Source organism: Bradyrhizobium altum (assembly GCF_020889705.1).
GTDB lineage: Bacteria > Pseudomonadota > Alphaproteobacteria > Rhizobiales > Xanthobacteraceae > Bradyrhizobium > Bradyrhizobium altum.
Map to the genome: position 1 here is coordinate 1 of NZ_JACMYP010000043.1, position 12,416 is coordinate 12,416.

Consider the following 12,416-nt stretch of genomic DNA (forward strand, 5'->3'; position numbering starts at 1 on the left):
CCAGACGCCGTGGCGCCGGCCATCGCGAGCGCGCTGCCGACGCTGACCATCGATACCGTCGGGCCAAGTGCAAGGTCGAAGCCGCGCGTCAGGATGACCACGGTCTGCGCCATCGCAAACAGTGCCAGATAGCTGGTCTGCTGTGCGATGTTGAGCAGATTGGCGGGCGACAGCACCCCGCGGTCGACCGCGGCGAAGCCGAGCAGCAGCACTGCCAGCGCGACCGGCAGGACCGCGCTCCAGAGTCGGCGGCCCAGCATCAGCTTCGGCCGGTCGGTGTCCTTGGCGGCAACCGTCAATTCGAGATCAGACACGCGGCTTGCTCCGTCGGCTGAGTTCGTCGAGCGCCACGGCTGCGACCATGATGACGCCGAGGAAGACCGGCTGAAGCCGCGAGTCGACGTGCAGGAGGTTGAGTGCGTTGCCAAGAATGGTGAGGAACAGCGCGCTGATGGCGACAATCTCGACGCGCCCGACGCCACCGCGCAAGCTGACGCCGCCGATGACGGCGGCGGCGATCGACTGCAGCATCATCCGGTCGCCGCCAAAGCTTGCCTGGCCGGAGCCGACCTGTGCGGTCAGCAGAATGCCGGTCAATGCCGCAAGGACGCTCGAGATCACGTAGGTGCCAACGATATGGCGCTGGATCGTCACGCCCGACACCACGGCGGCATCGACATTGCCGCCGATCGCGTAAACGTAGCGGCCGAACAACGTGCGCCGCTGTGCAAACACCATCACCAGGATCACGATCAGCGCGACGTGGGCGGCGGTCGGCAGACCAAATGCCTGGGCGCGTCCGAAGCCTTTCACGAATATTTCGGGCATGCCGTAAACGGGAATGCCGTTGGTGATCATGAGGCCGACACCGGCGGTCGCGGACATCGTGCCCAGGGTCACCACGAAGCCGGAGACCTTGAGCTTTGCCACGCAGAAGCCGTTGACGAGCCCGACCGCGACGCCGCAACCGAGTCCGGCCGCGACCCCGCTGGCGATGATGATGACGTTGGAGCCGGGAAATGCGGCCGCGGTGGCCGCCATGGTCTTGGCGGTGACGACGCTCGCCAGGGCGACCACTGCGCCGACCGAAAGATCGAAGCCGCCCGCGATGATGACCAGCGCCTGGCCGCAGGCGACGATCGCCAGCAGCGAGGCGTTGCGCAAGATGTTGAGGACGTTGATGATGCCGTAGAACTGCGCATCGACCGCCGACATGCCGGCCACGAGCACCACAAGCAGCGCCGGCAGCAACCCGATCCGGCCTGCGATCGACCGGAGGCTGACCAAGCCCCGTGGCGCTGCGGCGACCAGGGCCGTGTTCATGCGACCTCCGCGGCGAGATGATCGCGGAAGAAGCTCGAAAGCACATTCTGCTCGGTCTTCGCGGCGCCCGTCAGCTCGGCGGCGATGCGGCCCTGATGCATGACGTAGAGCCGGTTCGACAGCGCCAGCACCTCGGGCAGTTCGGACGACACCACGATCACGGCGGCGCCGGCCTCGACGAGGCGCTTCATGAACTCGTAGACCTCGAGCTTGGCGCCGACGTCGATGCCGACGCTCGGCTCGTCGAACAGGAACACGGTCAGCTCGCGGGTCAGCGCGCGTCCCAGCATCACTTTCTGACGGTTGCCGCCCGACAGCGCGCCGGCGCTCCGTTCGATATTCGGCGGCCGCAGCTGCAGCTGCTCCATGATACCCGCGATCGTCACGCGTTCGGCGGCCTGCCGTAAGACGCCGAAGCGGGCGAAGGCGGGCAGGTCGAGCCCGGTTATCGATGCGTTCTCGCGGATCGGACGGGACAGCGCGAGCCCTTCGGCGATCCGGTTGGCGGGGAAGTAGGCGACGCCGCGCTTGAGGCTTTGTCTTGGCGTTGGAAATTCGTAAGGTGCGCCGTCGATCCGGATCGCGCCCGCTGACGCGCGCTCGATGCCGTAGATTGCACGGATCAGCTCTGACTTGCCGCAGCCGACGAGGCCCGCGATGCCGGTGATCTCGCCGGCCCGGGCATGGAAATTGACCTCCCTGACGCTGCCGTCGGCGAGCGTCAGGTTCTCGACGTCGACCATCACCTTGTCCGGCCGGTGGGCGATGGCGGGAAACAGCAGGTCGATGGTGCGGCCGGTCATCAGCTCCACGAGTTCGCTGTCCGTCGACCTTGCGGCATCGAGGGTCCGGATGTGACGGCCGTCTCGAAGTACCGTTACACGGTCGGCCAAGGCGCGGATTTCGCGCATGCGGTGCGAGACATAGATCAGTCCGACATTTTGGCTCTTCAGGCGCGCGATCAGCTCGAACAGCCGTCCGGTTTCGCGTTCGGTCAACGACGCGGTCGGCTCATCGAGGATCAAAAGACGGACGCGGCCGAGCAGCGCCTTGGCGATCTCGGCCATCTGCTGATGCGCGCGGGACAGGTCGTCGATCCGTTGCGTGGGATCGAGGTCGAAGCCGAGCTCGTCGATCAGCGCCCTGGCCCGCTTGCGCATCTCGCGTGCGCGCAACACCCCGCCGTGGGCGATTTCGCGACCAAGGAACAGGTTCTCTTCCACGGTGAGGCTCGGGATCAGCGAGAACTCCTGGAACACCGGACTGATGCCGATCTCGCGGGCGCGCTGCGGCGTCAGATGCCGGATCTCCTCGCCGCCGAAATGGAACGTGCCTTCGTCGGGTGGAAACGTACCGGATACGACATTGATCAGGGTCGATTTGCCGGCGCCGTTCTCGCCGAACAGGACGTGAAGTTCGCCGGCACGGACATCGAGGTCGACGCGGTCGAGCGCACGGACGCCGGTGAATCGCCTCGATATCCCCCGCAACTGAAGCAAGGGCTCGGCCGGCCTCGGGTCGATCTCGACGTTCATCCGCTTCTCCGTGAGCCGTGAGCAAGCAGGCGGGAGCACGGCTCCCGCCTTGACCGTTCGGCGCGGGTTACTTGGCTTTGACCGAATAGACCGGCGACCAGCTTGCGGGCGCCAGCACGAGATCCATCTGCAATTTCGGTGCGGAGGTCTTGTCGATCACCGTGGCCACCGGCTGGACCAGGCTCATGACCGGCTTCTTCTCGATGAGACGCACGGCCTGGTCGATCGCGATAGCGCCTTCGCCGACGGGATATTGGGTTGCGAAGGCGAGGATATCGCCGCGGTTCAGCGCGTCGAGCATGGCCTGGTTTTCGTAGGACGACACGATCTTCAGGTCGCTTCGGCCGGCCTCCGCGACGGCGCCGATGGCAGCTTCGGCGGTGGGGGCGGTGCCCCAGATCACGTTCATGCTGGGATAAGCCTGCAATGCGTCCTGGATCAACTGAAGTTGCACAGCAACACCGGAGTCGCCGAACTTCTCGGCCAGAATCTTGGCGTTCGAGTCCTTGGCGATGGCCTTCTTGAATCCTTCATTGAACGATTCCGCCCAGCCCGAGCCGGCCGGACCGGGGAACGTCACGATGTTGAGCTTGTCGCCAGGCTTGGTCTGCGCCAGCAGGCCGTCGCCGGTGACCTCGCCCATGGCGACGAAATCGACATAGTTGGCCGCGGGCAGTGCGTTCGGCGGCAGCGGATTGGTGACGCCGACTACCGGCACGCCCTTGGCCTTGGCCTCCTCGAACTTCTTGCTGAGCCCCGCGCCGGAGATCGCGCCGACGATGATCGCGTCCGGTCCGCTCGCCATGCAGTCATCGAATTGCGAAAGCTGCTTGGGCAGATTTTCGTAACCGCCAGCCTCGTAGAGGTTCATGTTGACGTTCATCGCTTCGGCCTGTTTCACGAGGCCGTACGCGACGGCGACCCAGAAGCTGTCCTTCATGTGCGGAAACAGCACGCACAGCCTGTAGGGCTTCTCGGCCTTCGCCAGCGGCGTGTAGTCCGCCGGCTTCGGCGTGCCGGATGACGCGTCGTAGACCTTCATTGGAAACCAAGGTGTCTCGGTCCCGGCCGCCGCCGGCGTGGCGGTGCTGGCAAGCGCGAGGGCCGCGGCGATGCCGAGTACGGAGCGGATCGGCCACAGTCGATTGGAAGAAAGGCCCGTCGTGATCGTCATAGCGCTATCCTCATGGTTTGAATGAAAGTGCAGGCGATGCGGGGGAGGCGACGGCTCGAATCCTCTTTGGTGCATGGACCGCGCCGTCTGCCGGCGGCGCGGCTGCCGCTGACGATCAGCCCGCTTTCCACATCGCTACCGAGCGACGCTCGAATGCTTCGCGGAACTGGCGGGTGGATTCGGGAAGCAGCGCGCCGGTGCCCCAGTCGAGGATCACCGCGTGCTTTCGGATCACATCGAACGCGTTGATCTCTCTGCTGCGGTAGCGCTGTGCCACCTTCTCCGGATCGAGACGGGCATTGGCAACGCGCTCGGAGCGGATCTTGGCACGGAGCGCCGCGGTTGCGACCTTGTCGATTTCGTAGTTGCAGAGCTCGGCGTCGATGGTGTGCACCACGACGCCATAATCCTTGGCGGCACGCTCGACCGAGACATAGTCGTCCTTGATGTCCTCGATCACGAGGTTCGGATCGCGCTCCAGCGGATCGCCGAACCCGCCGCCGCCGGCGGTCGGACGAGAAAAGACGTCGCCTTCGCCGATCGGCACGTCCGAGAAGATCGAGCCCAATCGCTCCTCGGCGGCGCTGCCGGCGCGCTTCAAGGTCAGGCCGTGCGGCATCGACGGCAGGCCACCCTCGATGCCCCACACGATGGCGCGCTCGCGGTCGCAGATATAGGAGATCACGGTCTTCTCGGCCTGCAGCATTCGCGACGTCTTCACCACGCCGGCGCCACCGCGCCATTTGCCCGGGCCGGGCGAGTCCTTGAGGATCTCGCATTCGGTGGTCAGGATCGGATTGGCGCGCTCCTGGCCTTCGACCGGCTGCGACATCAGCCCGGTGCCGAAGCAGGCGGTCGTGACATTGCTGCCGTCCTTGCCGTTGCGGCCGCCCCAGCCGCCCGGCAACCAGTCGTAGAACATGAAGATCGGCTTGTCGGCGCTGCGGGCGTCGAGACCGCCGGTGAGCAGGTATTCGAGATTGAAGGCGCAGGCGAGCGCGCGTTCCGGCATCAGCTTCGACCACATTTCGTAGATCGAGTTCATGATCTTCTCGAACGGCATCAGGAAGCCGGTGACCGCGATCGGCCATTTGGCATCGACGATCGAGCCTTCGGGGGCGATGATGTCAAAGCAGCGGTAGAAGCCGGAATTGAGCGGCAGATCGGGGAAGAAGGTCTTCATGCCGGCGGCAACGGCAGAAAAGGTCGCGCCGAACGCCGAGTTGTAGATCGAGCCGATGGTCGGATGGCTGCCGGTGAAATCGTAGATCGCGCGGTCGCCCTTGATCGTCATCTTGATGCGGATCGGGATCATGCCTTCGCCACCGGCCGGATCGCGGTCGATGTAGTCGACCGTTTCCCATTCGCCGTCGGGCAGCGCTGCGATGCGCTGGCGAGCCGAGCGCTCGACATAGTCCTGCACGGCGGCAAGCCCGGTCTCAACGGTATCGCGGCCGTATTTGCCGACCAGACGCAGGATCTCGCGTTCGCAGACCGCGGTTGCTTCGGCCTGTGCCTGGATATCGCCGATGATCGAGGCCGGGTCGCGGGTGTTGGAGGCGATCAGATGCGCGACGTCCTTGCGCAAGCCGTTCTTGTCGAACAGGCGGACCGGCGTGATGCGCAGGCCCTCGCGGAACATCTCGCGGGCGGCGACGTCGAACGACCCCGGCACGCTGCCGCCGACGTCCGACCAGTGCCCGTTGGACTGGCTGAAGGCGATGATCTTGCCGTCGGCGAAGATCGGACGGATCAGCCGCACGTCGGAAAAATGCGTGCCGCCGGCATAGGGATCGTTGATCGCAAAGACGTCGCCCTCATGCATGTCGCCTTCGAAATGGCGCATCACGTCCTTGCAGGTGAAATGCAGCGTGCCGACGTGGACGGCGATATCCTGGTTGCCTTGTGCCGCACATTCGCCGTTGGCGTCATGCAGCGCACTCGAGAAGTCGCGGTTGTAGATGACGAAGGAGTAGCAGGTCCGCAGCACCTGCTCGCCCATCTGGTCGACGCTGGTGATGAAGGAATTCTTCAGAACCTCGAAGGTTACGGGGTCGAGCGGGAGAGCTCCGGTCATGGTTCACTCCTTCACGCGGATGATGATGTTGAGATATTTGTCGACCTCGGCGGCGGCGCCGGGCGGCACCACGGTCGTCGCATCGAGCTGCTCGATGATCGCGGGGCCTTGAAAGGAGAAGCCGCAGGGCAGGTCGTCGCGCTGATAGACGGGCGTATCGAGCCCGCTGCCCTCGAACCAGACCCTGCGGCGGCCAACCGGCTCGGGGCTAGCGCCGGTCGGCTTGTGAACGGCAAATTCGGCCTTGGGAACCACTCCGACCGCTTTCAGATTGAGACGGAAGAAGCTGACCGGCGCGCTGTCGCGGCGGAAATTGTATTCGCGCTGGTGCTCGGCGTGGAAGCTCTGCACCAGGTCGGCGATCGCGCCGATCGGCTGCGGCGCGTTCACCGCGAGCGAACGCCACTGGCCGCGATACATCATGTCGATCGACCGCTGCAGCACGATATCCTGCTGCGCGACGCCCTCATGGGCGAGCCGCGCGAGCGCGGCTTTCTCAATCTCGGCGAACTGCGCCTCGATCTCGTCGGCGTCGGCGTCGGCCGCGTCGACCATGCAGCTCTGCGAGAAATCGTGCTGCATGTCGACGAGCAGGCAGCCGAGCGCGGAGGTCACGCCGGGATTGGGCGGTACGATCACGACGGGAATCGACAGCTCGCGCGCGACGTCGACGCCATGCAGGGCGCCGGCGCCGCCGAACGCCACCAGCGCAAAGTCGCGCGGGTCGTAGCCGCGACTGATCGAGATCAGCCGCACCGCATCCGACATGTTGGCATTGGCGACCTTGACGATCGCGTCTGCGGCCTCGTGCAGGCCGAGGCCGAACGGCTTGGCGACGCCGCTCTCGACGGCTTTCCGCGCCAGCTCGGGGTCGAGCTTCACCTTGCCGCCCGCGAGGTCGGTGCCGAGCCGGCCCAGTGTCACGTTGGCGTCGGTGTTGGTCGGCTGGGTGTTGCCGTTGCCGTAGCAGGCCGGTCCCGGATGGGCACCGGCAGATTGCGGGCCGTTGCGCAGGGAGCCGGCCGGGTCGGTCCAGGCTAGCGAGCCGCCGCCGGCACCGATGGTGAGCACCTCGATCGAGGCGAAGCGGATCGGATAGCCGAATTCGATGTGCCAGTCCTTGGTGACGCGCGAGCGACCCTCATAGGCGAGCGACACATCGGTGGACGTGCCGCCCATGTCGAGGCCGATCGAATTGGGAAAGCCGCACAGGCCGGCGATATAGCGGCTTGCGATGGCGCCGGCGGCGATGCCGGAGCCGGCGAGGCGCGCCGCAAAGTCCTTGACGCTTGCCGGCGTCATCACCCCACCGCCGGTGTGCAGCAGCAGTAGGTCGCGCGTGTAGCCCTCATGCGCCAGGCGTTCGCCGAGCCGGCTCGTGTAATTGACGACGACCGGGCTCACGACGGCGTTGGCAACCGTGGTCGAGAACCGCTCATGCTCGAAGATCTCGGGAAGCACCTGCGAGGAGATCGACACCGGAATGTCGGGCATCTCCGCCAGCAGGATGTCGCGCATCGCGCGCTCATTGGCGCCGTTGAGATAGGCGTTCATGAAGCAGACTGCGACCGCGGCGACGCCGCGACGCTTGAGGATGCGTGCGACGTCGCGTGCGGCCTCGACGTCGAGCGGTTCGATCACCTTGCCGCCGGCATCGACGCGCTCGGGCACGGTCAGGCGATCGCGCCGCGGCACATAGGGCGGGACAACGTCCTTGTAGGTGTCCCAGAGGTCTTCCTTGTTGGCGCGCCTGATCTCGATGACGTCGCGGAACCCCTTGGTCGTGACCACGGCGGTGCGGGGCAGGCGGCGCGTGATCAGCGCGTTGGTGGCAACCGTCGTGCCGTGCGAGAACAGCGCCACCCTGGAAAGATCGATTCCGGCCTTGGATACGCCGCCCATGATGCCTTCGATCGGATCGCGCGTGGAGGAGGTCTTCTCGATGCGGATGAGACCGGTCGTCTCGTCCATAATGCAGATGTCGGTGAACGTGCCCCCGACATCGACAGCCACACGAAGGTCCTGCACCATGCGTCTTCCTTTCGAACAAGCGTTTCGCCGATCTTAGGCAGAGCGGCGGCTCGGGTTCTTGACGCTGAGCGCAGGAAAACTTGTGCGAGAGAGCGAACCGCATGACGGGCCATGCGTGCCCGGACCGGCGGCGGGCTGCCCCGGAAGCGGTCAGCTAGACGGTCAGATGGGTGCAGTACCGAAGCCCTGTTCAGGCGTTGGCGGCGCGCGAGGTGGCGCGCGCCTCGCTCGGGGTGCAGCCGAACCGGCCGCGATAGTTGCGGCTGAATTGCGCCTGGTCGGCAAAGCCCCATTGGTAGGCGATTTCGGAGATGCTCTTGCGACAGCTCGCGTCGCGCAGCAGGGCGTCGCACATCGATAGCCGCTGGTTGCGGATGTAGGCGCAGACGGTCAGGCCCTCGCCCTCGAAGATCTGGTGCAGGTAGCGTAGCGATATGCCGCAGCCGTCGGCGACCATCTGTGGCGTGAGCCGCATGTCGTCGAGGCGGGCACGGATGAACTGCTCGCAGCGCAGCAGGTGGCCGTTGCGCACCGAGGACGAGTGGCCGGTCAGCACGCGGTCGTCGGATTCGATGGCCATCGCAAGCAGCTCGACGAGGTGCTTGCCCATCATCGCGCGCGCCGTCTCGTCCATTTCCTCGATCCGCTCACTGGAGAGGCGCAGCGTGTCGACGAACAGCGCGCCGACGCTGCGGCTGGCGTCGAATTGGAGCGTGGCGAGGCGCTCGGGCCGCGAAATCCGGCTGCGCAGCACCGCGCTCGGGATCTTCAGACACCACAGCGCCGTCGGATCCTGATGGCTGAACTCGTAGGGGAGGTGGCTGCGCTCGATCAGGAACGCGCCCGGCCGGCAGTGCACGATCTTGCCGTCCTGCTCGAAACGGATTTCGGCAAGTTCGGGCACCGTGATCAGGAAGGATTCCTCGCGCTCGTTCAGGAGGTGCCGTTCATGGCGCTTGTACAGCAGGCCGTTGGCGATGTTTCGCGAGACCGAGAGGGGACCCATCGACCAGGCGCCGAGGCGCGCATTGAAGTCGCGGGTGCTCGGAAAGCGCAGGTCGAGCGAGTAATAAGTCTTCGAGACGACCTCCTGCCAGTACTGGCGGCGCGTCTGCAACGGGATGTCGTTGGTCGTGTAGGTGACTTGCATGTCTCACTCCCCGCCGCCGGCTGTGCCTCCGGTCGTCGTGTCCCCGGCCAAAGTTTGGCGAGGACTGCCGGACGGCGTCAAGTCGAATAAAACGGAAACAGATATTCTAGATTTCGATCGCCTCTTCGGCCTGGTGCCGGTGATCCATGCTGAGAGGAGGCCGGGCCGGCCCCACGCCTGCAACCGCAAAGCGCATGAAATCGCGGAACGCCATCGCGGCTTCCGACGGCTTGGTGTCGCGCCGCCAGGCAAGACCGATATCCATGCTGGGCACCTCGTCCTCGATGACGCGGGTCTCGATCCGCTGTCCCTCCAGCGACCAGGGTCGGTAGATCAGGTCGGAGAGAATGGCGATCCCCATGCCGCCCGCGACCATTGAGCGCACGGCTTCGACCGAGGAGGTGCGGAAGATCGTGTTCGGTTCGAGCGAGGCGTTGCTCCAGTAGCGCATCGAGGTGTGCTTGGCCTCGTCGACGGTGAGCATGACGTAAGGATAGGTGGCGATCTCAGCGAGATGGACCCGCTCGGCACGGGTCAGCGGATGCTCGGGCGCAAGCCACAGGCGGCGCGGCGATCGCAGGAGCGTCTCGCTGGTGAGCTTGGCGTTGTCGCGCAGGTTCGAAACCAGCATCACCGCGAGATCGAGCGCGCCGTCGACGAGCGCGCGTTCGAGCACGTCGCGGGGCGCCTCGAACAGCTCGATCGTGATGCCGGGAAAGCTTGCCTGGAAGCGCTTCTGGTGGCGCGGGAGGAAGTAGCCCGACACGGTGTAGGTGACGCCGATGCGGACCGTGCCGAACAGCGGTCCCGCAGATATCTGCGTGTTCCGCACCGCTTCGGCGACGACGGCGAGGATTTGACGGCCCTGCGACAGGAAGCGGCTGCCTTCCATGGTGACGGTCACGCCGTTCGGCGCGCGCTCCAGGAGGCGGGCGCAGACGGTCGCTTCGAGCTGCTGAATGGCCGCGGTGACCGCGGATTGCGAGACGTTGAGGTCGATCGCCGCCTGGCTGATGCGCCCGGTCTCGGCGGCGGCGACGAAGTAGCGGATCTGTTTCAGAGAAACGGACATCGCGGTTGTTCCGATGTTGCCTAACTCATGAGCGATGTTTCTCAGCCCGGCTGCATTCGTTGCAACTCTCGTGCCGACAGGTGCAGGGCGCGCGGTGACGTCAATATCAGGCGCGAGAGGCCGCAACCGACGGCCTGAAGCCTGGAATGCGCGCGGTCACCCCGATCGGTGGCCGCGGACTTTGGCGGATAGCGACGCGGCTGCCGGCGGCTACGCCAGCGCGTTGTGCAGCTTGCCCAGCAATTCCGACCGGCTCTTGCGGACCGCAAGCGCCTGGTTCATGTCGACCTTGACGAACTTCACCGGCGTGTTGGGTTGCAGCTGGCCGATCAGATCCATGTCCGCGGCGATCACGGTCCCGACCATGAAGTAGCCGCCGCCGGAGACTGCATCACGATGCAGCACGATGGGCTCGGTGCCGCCGGGAACCTGGATCGAGCCGTAGGGATAGCAGGCATCGGTGATGTTGGACGGGTCGGAGCCGGCGCCGAATGGCGGTTCGCGCGGAACGAATTCGAGCGGCTTGCCGCCCTTGAAGCGGTAGCCGATCCGGTCGGCTTCCGGCGCCACCTTCCAGGTGTCGGAGAAGAAGCCGTTGCCGGCCGCCTCGGTGATGCGGTGCCAGTAGAGACCGGGCATGGCGCGCAGTTCCGTCGGCATCCCTGCCGGTTGTCCGCGCAAATCCCTGGCAACGGTTCGTCCGTCCTTGCCCGTTGCGGCGGCACTGCCGATTGGCAGCTCGTCGCCGGCATCGAGCTTGCGGCCCTTGAAGCCGCCGAGCGCGCCGAGCGCGTAGGTCGAGCGCGAGCCGAGGACGACGGGCACGTCGATGCCGCCGGCGACTGCGATGTAGCCGCGCGCACCCTGCTTGAGGAAGTCGAATGAGAGGATCTGGCCGCGCTTCACCCTGAAGCTGGTCCAGGTTTCGCGCGGCTCGCCGTCGAGTTTCGGCGGCAGCTCCGCGCCGGTGACCGCGACGGTTGCGTCCTCGGTGAATTCGAGCTCGGGTCCCATGAACACGGCTTCAAGCACGGCAGCGCCGGCGTCGTTGCCGACCAGCAAATTGGCTGCGACCAGCGCGTGACGGTCCATGCCGCCGGAGAGCGGGATGCCGATATGGTAGTAGCCCGGACGTCCGAGGTCCTGGACGGTGGTCGCAAGACCCGGCTTCAAAACCTTAACGGCCATGGAGAACTCCATCGAGCTTGGCGTTGTAGGCATCAACGTCGCGGTTGAACTCGGTCAGCGAGAACGAGACGTCGCGGATCACCGGCGCAAAGCGGCCGGCGTCGACGTCGGCGACCGCGGCGTCATAGGCCGCCCGGTCGATCGGCTTCCACTTCACGATGTCGCCCGGTCGGAACAGGCACATGAAGTCGCGCAAATAGCTGATGTTCTGGTTGGGATCGTAGATCGGCATCGGCGTGATGCCGAACATCTGGTAGCCGCCGGCGCCGCGCACCGAGTAGATGCAGCTGAAGCAGCCGCCATGTCCGACGGTGAGCTTCGGCGTGTCGGTGCGCGGGCGCAGATATTTCGGCGCCTGAAGCTGCCGCTTGCGCTCGACCATCTGGTAGAGGAAGGGCAGGCCGGCGACGAAGCCGACCATCGAGACGAACCAGGGTGCGCTGGAATGCGACTTGATGAAGGCGTCGACGCCGTCGAGGCCGTTGATGCGCGCGGCGTATTCGAGGTCGGTCCCGTTCGGGTCCTGATGACGCTCGCGGAAGCGCATCAACGTCTCATGCGTCCAGGGATCGTTGTAGAGCACGGGAATCTCGATGATCCGCGTCTTGATCACCGGTTCCGATTTCTCGGATGCGGAATCCAGCCGCTTCAGCTCGGTCAGCAGATCGTCGGGCTTGATCTGATCCGGATCGAACTTGACCTGATAGGACGCGTTTGCCGGGCAGATCTCGGTGACGCCCTTGATCTTCGCGTCGCGCACCGCATTGGTGATGAAGAGGCTCTTGAAAAAGGCCTCGAGCGACATCGCTTCGCCGACCTCGGCGAAAATGTGCTCGTCGCCGCCGAAGGAAAATCGAGTTTGCATG

9 protein-coding genes and 1 pseudogene are annotated in these 12,416 nt (G+C 65.4%); all 10 read right to left on the minus strand.

Annotated features, from left to right (window positions below; genetic code table 11):
• Nucleotides 1-314 (minus strand): annotated as a pseudogene (locus H8B02_RS14005) (ABC transporter permease); the annotation flags it as partial.
• Entirely contained in the window at nt 307-1,323 is a 1,017-nt protein-coding gene (locus H8B02_RS14010) for an ABC transporter permease (RefSeq protein WP_229166778.1), read from the minus strand. The gene H8B02_RS14010 and the pseudogene H8B02_RS14005, both read right to left, overlap by 8 nt.
• Nucleotides 1,320-2,858 (minus strand): sugar ABC transporter ATP-binding protein, encoded by a 1,539-nt coding sequence (locus tag H8B02_RS14015; RefSeq protein WP_229166779.1) that lies wholly within the window; start codon nt 2,856-2,858, stop codon nt 1,320-1,322. The genes H8B02_RS14010 and H8B02_RS14015 overlap by 4 nt, the downstream gene beginning before the upstream one ends.
• A 67-nt stretch (nt 2,859-2,925) precedes the next feature.
• Nucleotides 2,926-4,032 (minus strand): TMAO reductase system periplasmic protein TorT, encoded by a 1,107-nt coding sequence (gene torT, locus H8B02_RS14020; protein ID WP_229166780.1) that lies wholly within the window; start codon nt 4,030-4,032, stop codon nt 2,926-2,928.
• Between the two features lie 115 nt (nt 4,033-4,147).
• Nucleotides 4,148-6,109, minus strand: coding sequence for a hydantoinase B/oxoprolinase family protein (locus H8B02_RS14025; RefSeq protein ID WP_229166781.1), 1,962 nt, complete (start codon nt 6,107-6,109; stop codon nt 4,148-4,150).
• A 3-nt stretch (nt 6,110-6,112) separates the two neighbouring features.
• Nucleotides 6,113-8,137, minus strand: a complete 2,025-nt coding sequence (locus tag H8B02_RS14030; RefSeq protein WP_312000894.1) for a hydantoinase/oxoprolinase family protein — start codon at nt 8,135-8,137, stop codon at nt 6,113-6,115.
• Nucleotides 8,138-8,330: 193 nt separating this feature from the next.
• Entirely contained in the window at nt 8,331-9,290 is a 960-nt protein-coding gene (locus tag H8B02_RS14035) for an AraC-like ligand-binding domain-containing protein (protein ID WP_229166783.1), read from the minus strand.
• A gap of 106 nt (nt 9,291-9,396) precedes the next feature.
• Nucleotides 9,397-10,362: a LysR family transcriptional regulator gene (locus H8B02_RS14040; RefSeq protein WP_229166784.1), complete on the minus strand. Its 966-nt coding sequence runs from the start codon at nt 10,360-10,362 to the stop codon at nt 9,397-9,399.
• A 210-nt stretch (nt 10,363-10,572) separates the two neighbouring features.
• Nucleotides 10,573-11,550 (minus strand): 5-oxoprolinase subunit C family protein, encoded by a 978-nt coding sequence (locus H8B02_RS14045; RefSeq protein WP_229166785.1) that lies wholly within the window; start codon nt 11,548-11,550, stop codon nt 10,573-10,575.
• The gene (locus H8B02_RS14050) at nt 11,540-12,415 is read right to left on the minus strand and encodes a 5-oxoprolinase subunit B family protein (protein WP_229166786.1); all 876 of its coding nucleotides are present in this window, start codon (nt 12,413-12,415) and stop codon (nt 11,540-11,542) included. The genes H8B02_RS14045 and H8B02_RS14050 overlap by 11 nt, the downstream gene beginning before the upstream one ends.
• Nucleotide 12,416: the final 1 nt, after the last annotated feature.